This is a genomic window from uncultured Paracoccus sp. (assembly GCF_937873615.1).
In the GTDB taxonomy this organism is placed as follows: domain Bacteria; phylum Pseudomonadota; class Alphaproteobacteria; order Rhodobacterales; family Rhodobacteraceae; genus Paracoccus.
The window spans coordinates 15,110-35,473 of sequence record NZ_CALMYP010000003.1 but is presented as its reverse complement, the minus strand read 5'-3'; the positions used below and the strand labels follow the sequence as shown (position 1 = coordinate 35,473).

The following is a 20,364-nucleotide window of genomic DNA, read 5'->3' as shown; positions in this document are numbered from 1 at the left end:
TTATGCGACTTCGGCGAAGACCTTGTTCAGCGCGGTTTCAAGCTTTTCGAACATCTCGTCCATCTGCGCCTCGGTCAGGATGAAGGGCGGGCAGAGCACGATGGACTGGCCGAGCGGGCGGCAGATCAGGCCCATATCGGTGCAGGTATTGGCGATCCGCTCCGACACCGACAGCTTGCCATCGAAAGGCGTCTTGGTCGCCGGGTCGAGGCAAGCCTCCAGCGCCCACATGTAACCGACGCCGCGCAACTCGCCGATATTCTTCGAGCGCTCCATGATCCCGCGCAGCCCGGCTTCCATGCGGGGCGACAGGCGCTTGACGTTGTCGGCCAGCCCCTCGTTCATGACCACGTCGATGGCCTTCAGCGCGATGGCGCAGCCGACCGGATGGCCCGAGGCGGTAAAGCCATGCGGGAATTCCTCGATCGCCTCGGCGGCGGCGTCCAGCCGGTCCGACAGTTCCGGCCCGAGAATCACCGCACCCATCGGGAACAGCCCGGCGGTGATGTTCTTCGACGAGATGATCGCGTCGGGCATGAAATCGTAGGTCTGGCAGCCCCAGGTATTGCCGGTGCGCCCGAAGCCGCAGATCACCTCGTCCGAGATCAGTGGAATACCGTGCTTTTTCAGCACCTTCTGCATGGCTTGGAAATAGCCCTTCGAAGGCGGGATGACGCCGCCCGCGCCCATGACGGGTTCGGCAAAGAAGCCGGCGATGGTTTCGGCGCCTTCGCGGGCGATCACGTCCTCCAGCTCCTGCGCGAGGCGGGCGGTGAACTGTTCCTCGGTCTCGCCGGGGCGCCCCTCGCGCCAGTAATGCGGGCAGGTCAGGTGGATGAACCCGTCGAGCGGCAGGCCGAAGACCTCGTTATAGGGCTTACCGGTCATCGAGGCGGAAACCGCGGTCACGCCGTGATAGGCATTCTTGCGCGTCAGGATCTTGCGGCGCTGCGGCTGGCCCTCGGCGCGGCCCAGGAACCACAGCATTTTCACCATGGTATCATTGGCTTCCGAGCCGGAATTCGTGTAAAAGACCTTGCCGCGCTGGAACGGCGAAACCTCGATCAGCTTTTCCGACAGCATCACCGTCTGATCGGACATCCGGCCGAAAAAGGCGTGATAGCCGGGGAAGCGGTCATATTGCGCCTTGGCCGCACCGATCAGCCCCTGATGATCGAAGCCCGCGACCATATTCCACAGGCCGGAATTCGCATCGAGATAGCGTTTGCCATGGGTGTCGACGATATAGGGGCCTTCGCCATGGGTGACGACGACGGTGCCGCGTTCATGCACGCTCGGCAGGTCGGTGAAGCCGTAGAAACTGTATTCCTCGGCGCGTTTTTCCCAGCTTTGCGGTTGAGCCATGATCTTCTCCTGAAGGAAGGTTTGGCGGCAGGCTATCCCTGCCGCTGCGGCTCGGCAATGGGGTTCGCTGCGTCGCGGATCTCAGGCCGGCGCGCGCCGATGACCGCGCCGGGCGCGGCCAGGGTCACGGTGACGAAGCTGACATAGAGCAGCAGATACCAGGACCCGATCTTGGCGAAGCTGACCAGTTGCGCCTCGTGCTGGCCGGCATAAAGCCAGGTGCCGGTGCGGGTGCCGATATTTTCTGCAATCCACAGGAACAGGCTGGCCAGAAAGGCCGAAAGCACCATCGGCATCCGATACCAGCGGCTGACGCGAAACCAGATCGAGGTGCGCCCGTAAACCAGCACCGTGCCGGCAAAAAGCAGCCAGCGGATGTCGGGCAGGAAGTGATGGGCGAAGAAATTGACATAGATCGCCACGGCCAGCAGCACCGTCAGCCCGAAGGGCGGGTAGGGCACATAGCGCATGTCGAAGTTGCGGATCGCCCGCGCGATGAACGAGCCGACCGAGGCATACATGAAGCCCGAGAACATCGGCACGCCCATGATGCGGAAGAAGGCGGGTTCGGGATAGGCCCAGGATCCGGCGGCGGTCTTGAACAGTTCCATCGCCGTGCCGGTCAGGTGGAACAGCAGAATCACCCGCGCCTCGGCCCAGCTTTCCATGCGCAGCGCCAGGAACAGGACCTGCAGCGAGACCGCGAACAGAAACAGCGCGTCATAGCGCTGGAGCGCCCAGTCGGGTTGCCAGACGGCTTTGGTCGCAAGGATCGCGATCAGAAGCAGCCCGCCGAACAGGGCCGACCAGCCCATTTTCAGCGTGAACATGACCAGATCGCGAACCGGCGCCGGCAACCGGGCGCGGGCCCAGTTGCCGAGCCGGTGTTCAAGCCGGCGGGTCTGACCGTGATCGCCGGTCAGATTACATGCCTTCGTAAAGCGGGAAGCGGGCGCAAAGGGCCGAAACCTCGGCCTTCACCTTTTCCTCGACTTCGGCATTGCCTTCCTCGCCATTGGCGGCAAGGCCATCGACGACCTCGACGATCCAGCGGGCGATCTGGCGGAATTCCTCCTCCTTGAAGCCGCGCGTGGTGCCGGCGGGGGCGCCAAGGCGGATGCCCGAGGTCACGAAGGGCTTCTCCGGGTCGAAGGGCACACCGTTCTTGTTGCAGGTGACATGCGCCCGGCCAAGGGCTGCCTCGGCGGCCTTGCCGGTCACGCCTTTCGGGCGCAGGTCGGCGAGGCAAAGGTGGTTGTCGGTGCCGCCCGACACGATGTCGATGCCGCCCTTCATCAGCTCGTCCGCCATGGCGCGGGCGTTCTTGACCACCTGCGCCGCGTAATCCTTGAAGCCCGGGTCGAGCGCCTCCTTGAAGGCCACCGCCTTGGCGGCGATCACATGCATCAGCGGGCCGCCCTGAAGGCCCGGGAAGACGGCCGAGTTCACCTTCTTGGCGATATCGGCGTCATTGGTCAGGATGATGCCGCCGCGCGGGCCGCGCAGGGATTTGTGGGTGGTGGTGGTGACGACATGGGCATGGGGCAGCGGCGAGGGGTGCTGTCCGCCAGCCACCAGACCCGCGATATGGGCCATGTCGACCATCAGCCAGGCGCCGACCTCGTCCGCGATGGCGCGGAAGGCGGCCCAGTCCCAGACCCGGCTATAGGCGGTGCCGCCGGCAACGATCAGTTTCGGCTTATGTTCCAATGCTTTGGCGCGGATATCTTCTATATCCAGAAGCTGGTCCTGCTGGCGCACGCCATAGCTGACCACGTTGAACCACTTGCCCGACATATTCACCGGAGAGCCATGGGTCAGGTGTCCGCCCGAATTCAGGTCGAGCCCCATGAAGGTGTCGCCCGGCTGCAGCAGCGCCAGAAACACCGCCTGGTTCATCTGGCTGCCGGAGTTGGGTTGCACATTGACGAAGCCGGCGCCGAACAGTTCCTTGGCGCGTTCGATGGCCAGGTTCTCGACGATATCGACATATTGGCAGCCGCCGTAATAGCGCTTGCCCGGATAGCCTTCCGCATATTTGTTGGTCAGCACCGAGCCCTGCGCTTCCAGAACCGCGCGGCTGACGATGTTTTCCGAGGCGATCAGCTCGATCTCGTCGCGCTGGCGGCCGAGTTCCTGACCGATGGCGGCGTTGATCTCGGGATCGGCGGCAGAGAGGGTTTCGGTGAAGAACTGATCACGGGTCATGGGCGGCTCCTTCAGGGCGGGGGATGGCCGTCATGTAACGGCTTTTTCGGGGCGGGCAAAGCCCCAAGGCGCGTTTGCCGCTGGACAAGGCAGGCGCGCTTGCCATGATGGCGCCCATGAGAATGCATTTCATTGCCAGCGAGACCGACACCGCGCAAGCCGCACTTGCCGAACTGGCGGATCGCTATGGCCAGAACCGCTGGCGCGAGGCCGATGTCGTCGTGGCGCTTGGCGGCGACGGGCTGATGCTGAGCGTGATGCATCAGAACAAGGGCCTGCCGATCTATGGCATGAATCGCGGCACCATCGGCTTTCTGATGAACGATTATCTCGTCGACGACCTGCCGGACCTGATCGAGGCCGCCGAGGAGACGGTAATCAACCCCCTGGCGATGAACGCGATCACGGCGGACGGGCGCGAATATGCGGCGCTGGCGATCAACGAGGTCAGCCTTTTGCGCGCCGGCCCGCAGGCGGCGAAGCTCAGGATTTCCGTGAATGGCCGGGTCAGGCTGGACGAGCTGGTCTGCGACGGCGCGCTTCTGTCCACGCCGGCGGGTTCGACCGCCTATAATTACAGCGCCAACGGGCCGATCCTGCCGATCGGATCGGATGTGCTGGCACTGACCGCGATCGCGGCTTTCAGGCCAAGGCGCTGGCGTGGCGCCATCCTGCCGCAATCGGCCGTGGTGCGCTTCGACGTGCTGGAGCCGGAGAAGCGCCCGGTCATGGCCGACGCCGATTCGCGCGGGGTCGATTCGGTGCGCTCGGTCGAGATCCGCTCGGAACCCTCGATCCGGCACCGGCTGCTGTTCAATCCCGGCCACGGTCTGGAAGAGCGTTTGACGCGAGAGCAATTCGTCTGAAATCAGACGGGGTGGGGGCTTTTCCCCACCCCTTAAAATGCTTGACTGCTGACGCGGCGGATCAGCGCGCCATCAACACCGGGATGCGCGATTTCGCCAGCATGTTGCGGGTGGCCCCGCCGAGGATGGCTTCGCGGAACCGCGAATGGCCATAGGCACCCATGACGATGAGATTGGCGCCGATCTCCTCGGCCCGGCGGTCGATGATGTCGCTGACCAGCGTCTGCGTGCGGGCGAGGACGGCCACATCGACCCGGATTCCATGGCGATCCAGCATCTGCGCCAGTGCTGCGCCGGGATCGGCACCTTCCGGCCCGTCGGGCGAGGGATCGACCACGGTGATCTCGACCTTGTTTGCCGCCGCCAGGATCGGACGGGCGCGCCGCACGGCGGTCATCGCCTCCTCTGACTGGTTCCAGGCGATCATGACGGTCTGGCCGAAATCGGCTGGCAATCCGGTATCGGGCACGATCAGCACCGGGGCCGAGCCTTCAAAAAGCGCGGCCTCGGTCACGGCGACGGCATCGGCCGGGGCGGTTTCGCCATAGGGGCGGGTCAGCACGACGAGATCGGAATAACGTGCCCGCATCCCGATCAGCGTGGTCAGCCCGCCGACCTGGGCCACGGCACTGTCGACCGACCAGCGGATGTCCTCGGCAGAAAGCCGGTCGCGGACCTTGGTTTCCAGATCCTGTGCGGATGCCATGGCGCGGTCGATGGTCTCCTGAAAGACATAGGCCGAGGCGCCGGCATAGTAATAGCCGGCCTGGCTGTGATCGACGCCGAGGCAGAAGACCTCCAGATGGGCGTCTTCGCGCCGGGTGACGTCGATGGCCGCGTCAAGCTGAACCTGCTGGTCCTCGCTGGTAATGACGGTGAGAATCGTCTTGTAGCCCATCTCGGGTCCTTTCACGCCGCATGATTCGGATCGGGAGGCTGCCCGGCTGGGAATCTGTCGGGTGCATCCCTTGTCTCAGGCTGCGATCATAAGGGGCATTTCGTCAACCGGATTTGACCCAGATCAATGCGAAGTTTCCTGTCTATTCCTAGGCATGTAGAGTGCGAATAATACCCGGCGCCCCGGTGAGGGGGTGATTCGGGACAGTTCGCGCGTGGAAAGAGGACAGAACCCATGTCGGATTACATCAAGCTGATCGTGCTGGGCGTGATCACGGTCCTGGCTGCGATTGCAGCCAATTACGGCCGCGATCTGGCCTATACGGTCAACATGGCCATCGTGATGCTTTTTGCCGCGAGCTTTTTTATCTATTTCCTGCGTCATGCCGACGAGCCGGCCCATGCGGTCGATCAGGGCAGCTATCAGGACGGGGTGGTGCGCGCAGGCGTCATCGCAACGGTGTTCTGGGGCGTCGTGGGTTTCCTGGTCGGCGTGACCATCGCCGCGCAGTTGGCCTGGCCGATGCTGAACTTCTCGGACACGCTTGGCGGGTTCACGAATTTCGGCAAGCTGCGGCCGCTGCACACCTCGGCGGTGATCTTCGCCTTCGGCGGTAACGCGCTGATCGCGACCTCGTTCTATGTGGTGCAGCGCACCTCGGCGGCGCGGCTCTGGGGCGGCAATCTGGCCTGGTTCGTGTTCTGGGGCTATCAGCTGTTCATCCTGCTGGCCGCTTCGGGCTATATCTTCGGGGCCACGCAGTCGAAGGAATATGCGGAACCCGAATGGTATGTGGACTGGTGGCTGACGCTGGTCTGGGTCGCCTATCTGGCGGTCTTCCTGGGCACGATCATGAAGCGCCGCGAGCCGCATATCTATGTGGCCAACTGGTTCTACCTGGCCTTCATCGTCACCATCGCCATGCTGCATATCGTCAACAACCTGGCGATCCCGGTCAGCATGTTCGGGTCGAAATCGGTCCAGCTCTTCTCGGGCGTGCAGGATGCGATGACGCAATGGTGGTATGGCCACAACGCGGTGGGCTTCTTCCTGACCGCTGGCTTCCTGGGGATGATGTATTATTTCATCCCGAAACAGGCCGAGCGGCCGGTCTATAGCTACAAGCTGTCGATCATCCACTTCTGGGCGCTGATCTTCCTTTATATCTGGGCCGGTCCGCACCACCTGCATTACACCGCGCTGCCCGACTGGGCGACGACGCTGGGGATGGTGTTCTCGATCATCCTGTGGATGCCCAGCTGGGGCGGCATGATCAACGGCCTGATGACGCTCTCGGGCGCCTGGGACAAGCTGCGCACCGACCCGATCATCCGCATGATGGTCGTCGCGGTGGGCTTCTACGGCATGGCCACCTTCGAAGGCCCGATGATGTCGATCAAGGCGGTCAACTCGCTCAGCCACTATACCGACTGGACCATCGGTCACGTCCATTCCGGCGCGCTTGGCTGGAACGGCATGATCACCTTCGGCGCGCTCTATTATCTGGTGCCGCGTCTGTGGGGTCGCCCGCAGCTTTACAGCCTGCAACTGGTCAGCTGGCACTTCTGGCTCGCCACCATCGGGCTGGTCCTTTACGCGGCCTCGATGTGGGTCTCGGGGATCATGGAAGGGCTGATGTGGCGCGAGGTCGACAGCCAGGGCTTCCTGGTCAACGCCTTCGCCGATACCGTGGCCGCGAAATACGCCATGAACGTGGTGCGCTTCCTCGGTGGCACGCTTTACCTGACCGGCGCGCTGATCATGGCCTATAACCTGTGGGCGACCGTGGCCCGGCAGCCGAAGGCGCAGCCTTCCACCGTTGCCATTCCGGCTGAATAAGGGGACCAGAGATGAAAATTCTCGAAAAGCACAAGATCCTCGAAAGGAACGCCACCCTGCTGTTGGTCTTCTCCTTCCTCGTGGTGACGGTCGGGGGCGTCGTCGAGATCGCGCCGCTCTTCTATATCGACAACACCATCGAGGATGTGGAGGGGATGCGTCCCTACACGCCGCTGGAACTGACCGGGCGCGACATCTATGTCCGCGAGGGCTGCTATGTCTGCCACAGCCAGATGATCCGCCCGATGCGCGACGAGGTCGAGCGTTACGGTCATTACTCGCTGGCGGCGGAATCGATGTATGACCACCCGTTCCAATGGGGGTCGAAGCGGACCGGGCCGGATCTGGCCCGGGTCGGCGGGCGCTATTCGGACGAATGGCATCTCGATCACCTGCGCGATCCGCGTTCGGTGGTGCCGGAATCGATCATGCCCGCCTATGGCTTCCTGGAAAACCGGATGATCGACGGCAAGCATATCGTCGACCGGCTGGAAACAGATGCCATGGTCGGCGTGCCCTATAGCGAGGACATGATCGCCGCCGCGCGCGAGGATTTCCTGGCCCAGGCCGATCCCGATGCCGATGCTTCGGGGATGGAAGAGCGCTATCCGGGCTCGCAGCAGCGCAATTTCGACCGCCAGCCCGGCGTGACCGAGATGGATGCGCTGATCGCCTATCTTCAGGTTCTGGGCACGATGGTCGATTTCTCGACCTTCGAACCCGATCCGAACCGATAGGGGGCGCGCATGGATATCTATAGCCTGATGCGGCAATTCGCGGACAGCTGGGCCCTGCTGGTGCTGTTCACGGTCTTCCTCGGCGTGATCCTGTTCGTTTACCGACCGGGCGCGCGCGCGATGCAGGACGATGCCGCCAGAAGCATCTTCCGTAATGAGTCGCGGCCGGCGCCGCGTGAGATCGAGAAGGAGTCGCGGTGATGGCCGATGACGACAAGGACAAGCCCGCCGTTGGCACGACCGAAAACCAGTCCGAGGCCCAGGTGACGGCGCAAGCGACGGCCGAGGCCGAGGAAGCCGCCAAGCCGAAGCCCACCGCCCGGCGCGCCGGTCCGCGCACCGGCAAGTCGCGCGGCAGGAAGACCGAGGAGGTCCCCTCGACCGGCCATAGCTGGGACGGGATCACCGAATATGACAACCCGATGCCGCGTTGGTGGCTGTGGACCTTCTATGTCACCATCGTCTGGGGGCTGGCCTATACCTTCTTCTATCCGGCATGGCCGCTGCTCAACGGGGCGACGCAGGGGATCCTGCACACCAGTTACCGCAAGGAGGTCGCGGCCGAGATCCAGCGCTATGACGAGGCCAATGCCGGCATCCAGCAGAAGCTGATCGAGACCGATCTGGCGGTGATTGCCGACGACCCGGAACTGGTGAACTACTCGATGAACGCAGGCCGCGCTGTCTTCGCCACCTGGTGCGCGCAGTGCCACGGCTCGGGCGCGGGCGGGGCCAAGGGCTATCCGAACCTGCTGGACAACGACTGGCTCTGGGGTGGTACGCTGGAAGAAATCCACACTACCGTCACCCATGGTATCCGCAATACCGACGACGACGATGCCCGCTATTCCGAGATGCCGCGCTTCGGCATCGACGAGATGCTGGACAATGCGCAGATCGACCAGGTCGTGAACCACGTTCTGGCGATCTCGGGGCAGGAGCATGACGCGGCGCTCGCCGCCGAAGGTGCCGTGGTCTACGAGGACAACTGCGTTGCCTGTCACATGGAGGATGGCACCGGCGACCGGATGCAGGGTGCGCCGAACCTGACCGATGCGGTCTGGCTTTATGGCGGCGACAAGGCCTCGATCACGCAATCGGTCCATGATGCCCGCTTCGGGGTCATGCCGAACTGGTCGCCGCGCCTGTCGGAAGACGACATCCGGGCGGTCGCCTATTACGTCCACAGCCTCGGCGGAGGCGAATGACAATGCGAATTCCGGCGGCTTCGGTCGTCGGGATGGCGCCGGCCCCTCGTCCTGTTCGCGCGTTTCCTGAGGGGCCGGCTTCCAATTCCGGGGCGCAAGCGCGCCCCGTTTCGACATTTCGGGCGGTCGGGCTGCGACATTCGCTACCCTTCGATAAATCCCGAACAACAGATATATAAATTCTATGCAAGCTGATGGAGGTCAAGGCCTGATCCACAGCAATGCGAGAATAGAGTCTCTGGAACCAGTCAGCAGGAGCCAGTAAATGTCCAGTCCGGATACCGATCCTCCCAGCCTTTACGCGGCCCGTGAGCCGATTTTTCCGAAGGCGATCAGCGGCCCGTTCCGGCGGCTGAAATGGATCATCATGATCCTGGCGCTTGGTGTTTACTACATCACGCCGTGGATTCGCTGGGATCGCGGGGCCGGCATGCCCGATCAGGCGGTGCTGGTCGATCTGGCCAACCGGCGCTTCTTCTTCTTCTGGATCGAGATCTGGCCGCATGAATTCTATTTCGTGGCCGGGCTGCTGGTCATGGCGGGGCTGGGCCTGTTCCTGTTCACCTCGGCGCTTGGCCGGGTCTGGTGCGGCTATACCTGTCCGCAGACGGTCTGGACCGATCTTTACGTTCATGTCGAGCGCTGGATCGAGGGCGACCGCAACAACCAGATCCGCATCTGGCGCTCGAAATGGGACGCCCACAAGATCCGCCTGCGGCTGACGAAATGGGTGATCTGGCTGCTGATCGCGCTGGCAACCGGCGGCGCCTGGGTGTTCTATTTCACCGATGCGCCGACGCTGCTGCGTGCGCTTCTGACCGGGCAGGCCCATCCGGTCGCCTATATGACCATCGCCGTCATGACCGCCACCACCTTCATCTTCGGCGGTTTCGCCCGAGAGCAGATCTGCGTCTATGCCTGCCCCTGGCCCCGTATTCAGGGCGCGATGATGGACGAGGACACGCTGACCGTCGCCTATCGCGAATGGCGGGGCGAGCCGCGCGGCAAGATCCACAAGGGCGAGGCCACCAAATCCGATACGCCCGTTGGCGAGAAGGGCGATTGCATCGACTGTTTCGCCTGCGTCAACGTCTGCCCGATGGGCATCGACATCCGCGACGGTCAGCAGTTGGAATGCATCACCTGCGCGCTCTGCATCGACGCCTGTAATGAGATCATGGACAAGATCGGCAAGCCGCATGGCTTGATCGACTATATGGCGCTGAAGGACGAATCCGCCGAACGCGTGGGCCGCGAAGGCCAGTCGCTGATCAAGCATGTGCTGCGCCCGCGCACCTTGCTCTATTTCTCGCTCTGGTCGCTGATCGGTGTCGGGCTTCTGGTGGCGCTGCTGACGCGCTCGGCCTTCGATCTGAACGTGACCCCGGTGCGCAATCCGCTTTTCGTCACCCTCTCGGACGGCGCGATCCGCAACACCTACGAGCTGCGCCTGCGCAACAAGCAGCACGAGGCGACCAGCTTTACGGTCAGCGCCATCGGCGATGACGGCGCCGCATTGCCGCAGGTCGAACTGAGTGTCGAGGGCGTCGAGGCCGCGACGGTCGAGGTGCCGGCCGACCAGACCGCGACGCTGCGTGTCTATCTGACCGCCGCGACCGGCTCGCCGCTGGCGGCGATCGAGACCACCGATCTGGACCTTGTTGTCAGCGACGGGACAGGGCAGCAATCCACCGTCGCCACCGTCTTCCACGGGAAGGACTGAGCCCATGTTCGGGATCGAGCCGTCGCCGCTTCTCATCAGCCTGGCGCTTGTCATTGCGGTGGCGGCGGTCTTCTTCCTGCCCTTCCTGTTGCTGACTGGTCGGCGACCGCTGACGGGGCGCGGGATGATCGCGGTCTTCGTGGCGCTTTTCGGCATCATCATCGGGGTGAATGTCGTCATGGCGGTGACCGCCGTGCGCAGTTTCCCGGGGCTGGAGGTCGCCAATTCCTATGTCGCCTCGCAGGAATTCGACCGCGAGCGCGCCGCGCAGGAGGCGCTCGGCTGGCAGGCGGAGCCGGTCTATGAGGGGGGGCGGCTCAGCCTGAAGATCTCGGACGCGCAGGGGTTGCCGGCGCCGGTGCGCACGCTGAACGTGATCGTCAGCCGCCCGACCCAGAAGCGCGACGATGTCGCCCCCGAGATGCGCTATTCGGGCGGGCTCTGGGTCGCGGATCTGGCGCTTGCCCCTGGGGCATGGGTCGTCCATCTGGAGGCCGAGGCACCGGACGGCACGGTTTTCCGGCAACGCCTGGCCAATTATCCCGGCAGCATGGTGAAGGGCTGAGATGGCAGAGCTGAGCGCAGATCAGGGCTATAGTCCAAGGCTGAGCGCCTGCCCGGCCTGCGATGCCGCACCCCTGGCCGGGCGCATCGCCGATGCCGCGATCTCGCGCGGCGATCTGGTGCTGTCGCTGCCGACCGCGCATTGCGCGGCCTGCATTTCGGATGTCGAGCGGGTGCTGACCGCGCAGCCCGGCGTGCGTGCCGCGCGGGTCAATCTGACCCTGCGCCGGGTCATGATCGACGCGCCCGGCCATCGCGCCGAAGACTTCATCCCGATCCTCGAAGGCATCGGCTACGAGGCGCATGAGCTTGACGCCTCGGCGCTCAGTTCCAGCGCTGCCGACCGGCAGGGGCGCGATATCCTGATGCGGATCGGCGTGGCCGGTTTCGCGATGATGAATATCATGATCCTGTCCATTGCCGTCTGGTCGGGGGCCGAAGGCCCGACGCGGGACATGTTCCACTGGATTTCGGCCCTGATCGCGCTGCCGACGGTGATCTTTGCCGGCAAGCCCTTCTTCGTCAGCGCCTGGACCAGCCTGAGGGCGGGTCGTCTGGGCATGGATGTGCCGATCTCGCTGGCGCTGATCCTGGCCACGGCGATCTCGCTTTTCGAGACGCTGCATTCCGGCAGCCACGCCTATTTCGACGCCGCCGTGATGCTGTGCTTCTTCCTGCTGGTCGGGCGCTATCTCGATTATCGCAGCCGTGCGGTGGCCCGTTCCGCCGCCGAGGAACTGACCGCACTGGAAGTCCCGCGCGCCGTGCTGCTGAAAGACGGGGCCGAGACGGTGGTCAACGTGGCCGATCTGGCCCCCGGCGACGTGATCCGCATCCGCCCCGGCGCCCGTGTGGCGGCGGATGGCGAGGTGATCGCGGGCATGTCGGAAATCGACCGCTCGCTTCTGACCGGGGAAAGCCTGCCGGTGCAGGCCGGGCCGGGGGTGGCGCTGTCGGCGGGCGAGGTCAATCTGACCGGGCCGCTGGATTTGCGCGTCACCGCGGCGGGGCGCAACAGTTCGCTGTCGCGGCTGGCCGATCTGGTCGCCAATGCCGAGGCCTCGCGCGGGCGCTATGCCTCGCTGGCCGAACGCGCCGCGCGGGCCTACTCGCCGACGGTGCATCTGCTGGCCCTGTGCAGCCTGCTGGGCTGGCTTTACGCGACCGGCGACTGGCGCTTGGCGCTGAATATCGCGGCGGCGGTGCTGATCATCACCTGTCCCTGCGCGCTTGGCCTTGCCGTGCCGGCGGTGGTCACGGCGGCATCGGGCAAACTGTTCAAGAAGGGGCTCTTGATCAAGGAAGGCACCGCGCTGGAACGCCTGGCCGAGGTCGATACGGTTGTCTTCGACAAGACCGGCACCCTGACCATGGGCAGGCCCGAACTGGTCGGCGCCGGCGATCTGCCCGAGGCGCTGCGCCCGGTCGCGCTTGCCATTGCCGACGGTTCCGGCCACCCGCTGTCGCGCGCGCTCGCCGCCGCGCTGAAGGCCGAGGGGGTCGTGCCTGCGGTGCTCGATCGCTTTCGCGAGGTGCCGGGCTACGGCGTCGAGGCCGACTGGCAGGGCCGCGCCGTCCGGCTGGGCCGTCCCGATTGGGTCGGGGCAACCGCGCCCGAGGCTGACGGCCCGCTCAGCGTGCTGTCCGTCGGCGGAGAGGCGCCGGTCGTGCTGCATTTCGCCGATGCGTTGCGCCCCGGCGCGGTGGATTGCGTGGCCGCCCTGCGCGGGCAGGGGCGCAGGGTGCTGATGCTCTCGGGCGATACCGAGGGCGCGGTGGCGCGCGCGGCAGCTTCGCTCGGGATCGCGGAATTCCGTGCCGGCGTGACCCCGCAGGAAAAGGAAGCCGCGATTGCCGCACTGGCCAGTGAGGGCGCGAAGGTGCTGATGGTCGGCGACGGGCTGAACGACACGGCAGCGCTGGCGCGGGCGCATGTCTCGATCTCGCCGGCCACGGCGCTTGATGCGGCGCGGGTGGCTTCGGATATCGTGCTGATGGGGCAGGATCTGGCGCCGGTGGCCGATGCGCTGACGCTGTCGGCCACGGCGCGGCGGCGGATCAAGCAGAACTTCGCCATCTCCATCGCCTATAATATCGTCGCCGTTCCCTTCGCCATGGCCGGCTTCGCGACCCCGCTGATGGCGGCGCTGGCGATGTCGGCAAGCTCGATCAGCGTGACGCTGAACGCGCTGAGGCTGCGCTGATGGAAATCCTGTTCATCCTGATCCCGGTCTCGCTGCTGCTTGGTGGGGGCGGGCTGGTGGCCTTCCTGTGGTCCTTGAAGACGCGGCAATATGACGATCCGAAGGGCGATGCAGAACGCATCCTGTCGGATGAATGGGACGACCACCCACGGCCGCCGGTTCAGAACAAGGATCCTTGAGGGTCGCTGTCAGGCCGCGCGGGCAATTCACCGTCGCCGAATTCGATCAGCAGTTTCCGTGACTTGCCGGCGGCTTCTGCCGAGGTCAGCACATGCCCCTTGTCGTCGCGCACCACGGCAAAGCCGCGCGCCAGCGTCTGCGTATAGCCAAGCGAGATGCGCATCCGGTCCAGCCGCTCCAACGCTTCCTCGCGCCGGGCGAGGCTGCGCTTGAAGGCGGCGCTCAGGCGGTCGGTCAGGGGCTGAAGCCGTTCGCGCCCCTTCGCCACGTCGCGCCGGGCATCGCCCAGCACCCGGGCGCGGCCATTGTCCAGCCGTTGCGACAGCGCGGTGAAGCGGTCGCGGCGGCGGGCATTGGGGGCCTCGGCGGATTGGCGCAGGCGCTGCGTGGTGGTGGCAAGCCTTTCGCCGGCGCGCTCGGTCAGGCGCGACAGCATGACCGGCGTCAGGCGCAGCCCGTTCAACTGGTCGCGTCGGCGATGGGTCAGATTGCGCAGCGCCGGCTCCAACGCGCCGCCGCGATAATCCAGCCGCTGCCGCGCCGCTTCGGTCAGCGCCTGCGGCCGGCCGAGCGCGCGGCCCAGATCGACCAGCCGCTGCGCCATGCGTTCCTGCCGCTGGCCCATGGCCTGTGTCATGCGCAGCCGGGCCTGCTGCAATTGCAGTCCCAATTCGCGCCGCACCGGCACTGCCATTTCGGCGGCGGCGGTCGGGGTCGGCGCCCGGCGGTCGGCGGCGAAGTCGATCAGGGTGGTGTCGGTTTCGTGCCCAACTGCCGAGATCAGGGGAATGGCGCTTTCGGCGGCAGTGCGGACGACCACTTCCTCGTTGAAGCCCCAAAGATCCTCCAGACTGCCGCCGCCGCGCGCGACGATGATCAGATCCGGGCGCGGGATCGGCCCGTCCGGGGGCAGGGCGTTGAAGCCACGAATCCCCGCCGCGACCTCGCCCGCCGAGGCCGCGCCCTGCACGGCCACCGGCCAGATCAGCACATGGGTCGGAAAGCGGTCGCGCAGCCGGTGCAGGATGTCGCGGATCACCGCGCCCGAGGGCGAGGTGACGACGCCGATCACCCGCGGCAGATAGGGCAGCGGCTTCTTGCGATCCGCGTCGAACAGCCCCTCCGCCGCCAGTGCCTTGCGCCGCTTTTCCAGCATCGCCATCAGCGCGCCGGCACCTGCAGGCTCCAGCTCCTCGACGATCAGCTGGTATTTCGACTGGCCGGGAAAGGTGGTCAGCCGGCCGGTGGCGATGACCTCCAGCCCTTCCTCGGGGGCCTGCGTCAGCCGTGCGGCCTGACCCTTCCAGCTGACGGCGGCGATCACCGCGCGGTCGTCCTTGAGGTCCAAATAGACATGGCCCGAGCGCGGCACGGAGACCCGCCCGATCTCGCCACGCACGCGGACCCGACCGAATTCGCCCTCGATCACGCGTTTGACCGCCCCCGAGATTTCGGAGACGGAAAGCGGCGGATTGTTGTCGCCGGAACTGTCGGGGGCGTCGTCTTCGAACATGTCCATGGGTCCGATTTAGATCACAATGCACCGCTTCGCCACCGGCGAATGCCGGGCTGTGCCGCAATGGTTAATCGTCGCGGGCCCCGTCCGAGGGGCCTTCGTGGTAATCCGTGAAGCCGGGCCGGCTGTCATCGGGCGGGGGCCTGCGATCTTCCTTGCCATCGGGTGCGTTGAAATCGCCGCCATATTCGCTGTCGCGGTTGCGCGCGGTAAGGGCGAACTGCTTTTCGCCGGAGACGCCGAACACCATCGCGGCGAGGCTGAAGGCAAATGCCGCTGCCCCAACCCCGAAATTGACGCTGAGCGCAATCGGGACCGAGACCGCGAAACCGATGATCCCAACAACGGCGCTTTGACCGGCGCGCGCGGCAAAATTGCGCTCTCCCGGCCAGATGGGCGGCTTTGGGGTAATGCCAAATTCCGCTTCCAGAAGGTTCAGCGTCTGCCGATAGGCCGGGTTCCGGGCCGGTCGCGCCCTGGCCGGGATGCCGTCCAGAACCTCGCCGAACATCCGGCGCGAATAGTCGGCCCAGGCCGGCTGGTCGGCCATATGCAGCGCCCAGACCTGATCCACCGCACTCGACGGGACAAGCAGCCCATCCGAGATCGCCGCCAGATAAAGGAAACGCCGATAGTCGGTCATCAGGTCGGCCACCATGGCGGGGCGGATGTCGAAGCGATCCGCAATCAGGACGCCCAGATCCGCGCCGTCCGACAGGGTGATCGGCGTCGATTGCAGCCTGTGCCAAAGTTCGGGATTGCGCACCGGGGGGCCTGTCTCTAGTTCCGGGACCAGCACTATCGCGGTTGGGCAGAAGACGGAAGGTCAGCGCATGAATATCCTCATCCTCGGCAGCGGCGGGCGGGAACACGCGCTTGCCTGGGCGATCCGGCAGAACCCGAAATGCGACCGCCTGATCGTCGCGCCGGGCAATCCCGGCATCGCGGCACTGGCGGAATGTGCGGATCTGGATATCCTCTCGCGCTCGGAGGTTTGCGATTTCGCGCAGGAAAACGCCATCGACCTGGTGGTGATCGGCCCCGAGGCACCGCTGGCCGCCGGCGTTGCCGATGCGCTGCGCGCCGCCGGTCTGCTGGTCTTCGGCCCAAGCCAGGCGGCGGCGCAGCTTGAGGCCTCGAAGGCCTTCACCAAGGAGGTCTGCGATGCCTGCGGCGCGCCGACCGCCGCCTGGGCGCGGTTCTCGGATGCGGCATCGGCCAAGGCCTATGTGACCGCGCAGGGCGCGCCGATCGTCGTCAAGGCCGACGGGCTGGCGGCAGGCAAAGGCGTGGTCGTGGCCGAGACGCTGGATCAGGCTTTGGACGCCATCGACATGATCTTCGACGGTGCCTTCGGCGCCGCCGGGGCGGAAGTGGTGATCGAGGAATTCATGGCGGGCGAGGAGGCCAGTTTCTTCGTCCTCTCCGACGGGGTGAACTGCCTGCCCATCGGCACGGCGCAGGACCACAAGCGCGTGGGCGAGGGCGATACCGGCCCGAATACCGGCGGCATGGGCGCCTATTCGCCCGCGCCGGTGCTGACGCCTGTGCTACAGGAACAGGTCATGGATCAGATCATCCGCCCGACCGTGGCCGAGATGGCGCGGCGCGGCACGCCGTTTCAGGGGGTGCTTTATGCCGGGCTGATGATCAGGGACGGCGCTGCGCGGCTGGTGGAATACAACGCCCGTTTCGGCGACCCGGAATGCCAGGTGCTGATGATCCGGCTCGGCGCGCAGGCGCTCGACCTGATCCATGCCTGCGCCGAGGGGCGGCTGGACCAGACCGCCGTCACCTGGGCCGAGGATCACGCGCTGACCGTGGTTCTGGCGACCGAAGGCTATCCCGGCGATTACGCGAAGGGCAGCCGGATCAGGGGGCTGGAGGCGCTGCCCGAGGACAGTTTCCACATGGTCTTCCATGCCGGCACGGCCGAGAAGGACGGCGCGCTTGTCGCCTCTGGCGGGCGGGTGCTGGCGGCGACGGGCCGGGGGGCGAGCCTGGCCGAGGCCCGCGACCGTGCCTATGAACTGGTGGGCGGGATCGACTGGCCCGAGGGTTTCTACCGTCGCGATATCGGCTGGCGGGCGCTGTAAGCGCCTGACAGCGCGTCAGAAATCGACCTTCACGCCGGGCAGGTTCAGGGTCTGGATCAGTTCGCGCAATTCCTGCCTTGCGGCGATATTGGACATGTTCAGTTGCTCGGTCCCGATATCCTTGAGGTCCAGCAGGGTCAGGCCGCGCGGAAACAGCTCTCGGAAGACGACACGCTCGGCGAAGCCCGGGGCCACGCGAAAACCGATCCGCTTCGACAACTGGCCAAGGGCGGTGCCGACGCGGCGCTTGTTATGCATGGCCTGGGTGCCAAGGCGGTTGCGCAGCACGATCCAGTCGATGGGACCGGCACCCGCCGCCTGCCGGCCCTGACGCGCGCCCCAGACCATCTCGGCATAGATCGAGGGGCCGAGCACCTTGCCCTCGGGCGACATGCGGGCCAGCAGGTCGAAATCTATGAAACTGTCGTTCAGCGGCGTGATCAACGTATCGGCCAGCATATGCGCCATCTGCGCCAGCCGCGTATGCGAGCCGGGGCAGTCGATCAGGATGAAGTCGTGATCCGCCTCCAGCGCCTCCATCGCGCTCGACAGCGGATCGGTGTCGTTGGGGTTCTTCGCGTCGATCTGGCCCAGGGTCGGGGTCGGCAGGTCCAGCCCCTCCTTCTGGATATAGAAGGCACGGTTTTCCAGATAGCGGCCGAAGCTGCGTTGGCGGATATCCAGATCCAGTGCCGCCACGCGATGCCCCATCCGTGCCAGCGCCGTCGCCACATGCATCGAGGTCGTGGATTTCCCCGACCCGCCCTTTTCATTCCCGACGACGATGATATGCGCCACGCTCGGCCTCCACGCTCAACGGCGCGGAGAGTAGACGCTACATCTGGTGATGAAAAGCGAGCCAGCCACAAAAACTGTGGACAAGTAGCGGCGATGTCCTGTCTGGCACATGGACTCGGGAAATATCCTGGACCTGTGATGCCCGGACCGCCGAAATCCGCCACGACATTTTTTCTATGCTCCGTCGGACCGCTGGCATGTTCGTGCCGAGGTGACCGGCATCACCGCGCCACGCCCGAATGCGACAGCCGGCGTGACGCCGCAGCGATCTGGCTGCATTTATCGTTCTGGCAGGTAACGCTACCGTGAAAAAATCGTGAAATGAGCAGGAAGTATGATAAACTGAACCGTTTGGGTTTGACTCAACCCAATAGATTTATCTCTTATAACTTGTGATCAACCTTTATCCTTCCCTTTGGAGGGATTTCTCAATTTCAGGGAGTGCGTGATGCTGCTTGGTTCGCTTTTGGGCAATATGAAATACGGGACGATGGGTGGTGACATCCTCAACGGAACCGATGCGAATGACCTGATCTACGGTCTCGCCGGTCACGACAGCATCGACGGCGGTGCCGGCAATGACAATATCAATGCCGGCTGGGGCAATGATGAGGTCCGGGGCGGCGCCGGTTGGGATATACTCACCTTGGGTGCCGGCAATGATCTCGGCATTTTCGAGATGGCGGCCAATAGCGGGAATACCAGTCTGGACCGCTATTTCGGCGGGTTCGGCACCGATATGCTGCGGCTGGAATTCACCAAGGACGAATGGTTCCAGGCCGACGTTCAGAACGATATCGCCGATTACCTGCTGCATCTGGATCGTTACGCGGGCAAGCTGCTTCAACCCGGCTATACCTTCTCGGCCTTCAAGCTGCTCGCCCATGATTTCGAGGCGCTGGAAGTGACTGTCGACGGTGTGTCCCTCAACCCGGTGGACGAAGCCGTCACGCTGATGGACGACACCGCGGATGTGGCTGAAAACAGCTCTGTCATCATCGACGTTCTGGCCAATGACGACGTGCCGGATCTGGTGAAGGAACTGACGCTGGTCAGCAATGTGGCGAACGGTGTCTTGACCCAGACGGCGGACGACACCTTCGAGTTCGAGGCCAATGCGGATTTCGATTACCTGCCCGAAGGTGTGACGGCGACCGAAACCTTCGAATATCAGGTGGTGGATGCGGACGGCGACACCGAAACCGCCACGGCCACGATCACCATCACCGGCGTGAATGACGAGGCGGTGATTTCCGGCGACACCGATGGCACCGTGACCGAAGACGATGTCCTGACCGCGACCGGCAAGCTGGACGTGGCCGATGTCGATGAGGGAGAGGCCTTTATCCAGGCCGACAGCTTCACCGGAACCTATGGCACGCTGGACATCGACGAGGATGGCAACTGGACCTATACGCTGGATAATGACAGCGCGGCGGTGCAGGGCCTCATCGATGGCGAGATGAAGTATGACACCTTCATCGTATCGTCGCTGGACGGATCAGACCAGGAACAGATCGATATTTTCGTCAATGGCGCTGATGGTAATTTGACGGTCGACTTCGAGGATCTGGATCCTGGGGAGAATTACACCGTTGTTCAGGACGGATACATGGGGTTCAACTGGGACTATGTGTCGGGTATCGACTATGGTATTGAGATTGTCATCGTCAACCAGGATAGATATTCCTTTTATCCAGGCATTGCTGCCCTCGCTTCTCTCGCTGCGGTCGTCAACTATCCTGCTGAAGCACTGTCCTTAACCCGAGACGATGGCGATGCGTTCAAGCTCCTTTCGGTCGACCTTGGCGATCTGAGGGGCCTGTCGGCTACGGCGACGCTGAAGGGCTATCTTGATGATGTCTTGGTTCATGAAGAACAGTTTGATATCTCGACTTCACTTGCGACGTTCGATGCATCGGGTTGGGGAGAAATTGACCGGCTCGAGATTTCGGAGAACGGTTCTTGGCTTCTCATGGACAATTTCGAGTTCCTCGTCGCCTGAACGGGTAAATTGAGACAAAAGACGCCGCCCCTTCCTGGGGCGGCGTCCGGCGTGGCCAAACCGCGACACGACCTGAGGCCGCCCGCATGAAAAGATCGGCTGCGCCAGTCAAACGGCTGCCCGGATCGTTACGGATACCAATCTGTCGTCGGTCGAG

Annotated in this window: 18 protein-coding genes; 11 read left to right on the top strand and 7 right to left on the bottom strand. The window is 64.4% G+C overall.

All coding sequences use genetic code 11. The annotated features are described in order from the left end of the window. The 3 genes from Q0330_RS00735 to glyA form a co-directional block, all read right to left on the bottom strand. Window positions 1-1,365, bottom strand: coding sequence for an aminotransferase (locus Q0330_RS00735; protein WP_299472979.1), 1,365 nt, complete (start codon window positions 1,363-1,365; stop codon window positions 1-3). 32 nt (window positions 1,366-1,397) lie between these two features. Continuing rightward, entirely contained in the window at window positions 1,398-2,222 is an 825-nt protein-coding gene (locus tag Q0330_RS00730) for a DUF817 domain-containing protein (RefSeq protein WP_299472977.1), read from the bottom strand. A gap of 67 nt (window positions 2,223-2,289) precedes the next feature. Further along, entirely contained in the window at window positions 2,290-3,573 is a 1,284-nt protein-coding gene (glyA, locus tag Q0330_RS00725) for a serine hydroxymethyltransferase (protein WP_299472975.1), read from the bottom strand. Between the two features lie 116 nt (window positions 3,574-3,689). Between glyA and Q0330_RS00720 the strand changes: the two genes are divergently transcribed. Further along, the gene (locus Q0330_RS00720; protein WP_299472973.1) at window positions 3,690-4,439 is read left to right on the top strand and encodes an NAD kinase; all 750 of its coding nucleotides are present in this window, start codon (window positions 3,690-3,692) and stop codon (window positions 4,437-4,439) included. Window positions 4,440-4,500: 61 nt separating this feature from the next. Here Q0330_RS00720 and Q0330_RS00715 read toward each other — a convergent pair whose 3' ends face one another. Then, entirely contained in the window at window positions 4,501-5,337 is an 837-nt protein-coding gene (locus tag Q0330_RS00715; protein WP_299472971.1) for a universal stress protein, read from the bottom strand. A gap of 234 nt (window positions 5,338-5,571) precedes the next feature. Between Q0330_RS00715 and ccoN the strand changes: the two genes are divergently transcribed. The 8 genes from ccoN to ccoS all read left to right on the top strand — a co-directional run bounded on the left by ccoN (window position 5,572) and on the right by ccoS (window position 13,791). Next, window positions 5,572-7,176 carry a cytochrome-c oxidase, cbb3-type subunit I gene (ccoN, locus tag Q0330_RS00710; RefSeq protein ID WP_299472969.1) on the top strand — a complete coding sequence of 535 codons (1,605 nt, stop codon included), beginning with the start codon at window positions 5,572-5,574 and terminating at the stop codon, window positions 7,174-7,176. An 11-nt stretch (window positions 7,177-7,187) separates the two neighbouring features. Further along, window positions 7,188-7,913 (top strand): cytochrome-c oxidase, cbb3-type subunit II, encoded by a 726-nt coding sequence (ccoO, locus tag Q0330_RS00705; RefSeq protein WP_299472967.1) that lies wholly within the window; start codon window positions 7,188-7,190, stop codon window positions 7,911-7,913. Between the two features lie 9 nt (window positions 7,914-7,922). Continuing rightward, on the top strand, window positions 7,923-8,114 hold the full coding sequence (locus tag Q0330_RS00700; RefSeq protein ID WP_299472965.1) for a cbb3-type cytochrome c oxidase subunit 3: 192 nt from the start codon (window positions 7,923-7,925) through the stop codon (window positions 8,112-8,114). Next, a complete protein-coding gene (gene ccoP / locus Q0330_RS00695; protein ID WP_299472963.1) occupies window positions 8,114-9,121 on the top strand; it encodes a cytochrome-c oxidase, cbb3-type subunit III in 1,008 nt (335 codons plus the stop codon). Before Q0330_RS00700 ends, ccoP begins: the two co-directional genes overlap by 1 nt. Before the next feature lie 265 nt (window positions 9,122-9,386). Beyond that, window positions 9,387-10,844, top strand: a complete 1,458-nt coding sequence (gene ccoG, locus Q0330_RS00690) for a cytochrome c oxidase accessory protein CcoG (protein WP_299472961.1) — start codon at window positions 9,387-9,389, stop codon at window positions 10,842-10,844. Window positions 10,845-10,848: 4 nt separating this feature from the next. Beyond that, window positions 10,849-11,409, top strand: a complete 561-nt coding sequence (locus tag Q0330_RS00685; protein ID WP_299472959.1) for a FixH family protein — start codon at window positions 10,849-10,851, stop codon at window positions 11,407-11,409. A gap of 1 nt (window position 11,410) precedes the next feature. Then, the gene (locus Q0330_RS00680; RefSeq protein ID WP_299472957.1) at window positions 11,411-13,612 is read left to right on the top strand and encodes a heavy metal translocating P-type ATPase; all 2,202 of its coding nucleotides are present in this window, start codon (window positions 11,411-11,413) and stop codon (window positions 13,610-13,612) included. Further along, entirely contained in the window at window positions 13,612-13,791 is a 180-nt protein-coding gene (gene ccoS / locus Q0330_RS00675; protein WP_299472955.1) for a cbb3-type cytochrome oxidase assembly protein CcoS, read from the top strand. The genes Q0330_RS00680 and ccoS overlap by 1 nt, the downstream gene beginning before the upstream one ends. On the opposite strand, the gene xseA is transcribed toward ccoS, so the two are convergent. Continuing rightward, on the bottom strand, window positions 13,773-15,311 hold the full coding sequence (xseA, locus tag Q0330_RS00670) for an exodeoxyribonuclease VII large subunit (protein ID WP_299472953.1): 1,539 nt from the start codon (window positions 15,309-15,311) through the stop codon (window positions 13,773-13,775). The two genes, ccoS and xseA, sit on opposite strands and share 19 nt — an antisense overlap. Window positions 15,312-15,375: 64 nt before the next feature. Continuing rightward, complete coding sequence (locus tag Q0330_RS00665) at window positions 15,376-16,074, bottom strand: hypothetical protein (RefSeq protein ID WP_299472951.1); 699 nt, start codon at window positions 16,072-16,074, stop codon at window positions 15,376-15,378. Between the two features lie 67 nt (window positions 16,075-16,141). On the opposite strand from Q0330_RS00665, the gene purD reads away from it, so the two are divergent. Continuing rightward, the gene (gene purD, locus Q0330_RS00660; RefSeq protein ID WP_299472949.1) at window positions 16,142-17,404 is read left to right on the top strand and encodes a phosphoribosylamine--glycine ligase; all 1,263 of its coding nucleotides are present in this window, start codon (window positions 16,142-16,144) and stop codon (window positions 17,402-17,404) included. 15 nt (window positions 17,405-17,419) lie between these two features. Here purD and Q0330_RS00655 read toward each other — a convergent pair whose 3' ends face one another. Then, window positions 17,420-18,202, bottom strand: a complete 783-nt coding sequence (locus Q0330_RS00655; RefSeq protein WP_299472947.1) for a division plane positioning ATPase MipZ — start codon at window positions 18,200-18,202, stop codon at window positions 17,420-17,422. Window positions 18,203-18,617: 415 nt separating this feature from the next. Between Q0330_RS00655 and Q0330_RS00650 the strand changes: the two genes are divergently transcribed. After that, window positions 18,618-20,207: a VCBS domain-containing protein gene (locus tag Q0330_RS00650; RefSeq protein ID WP_299472945.1), complete on the top strand. Its 1,590-nt coding sequence runs from the start codon at window positions 18,618-18,620 to the stop codon at window positions 20,205-20,207. The last annotated feature ends 157 nt before the right edge of the window (window positions 20,208-20,364 follow it).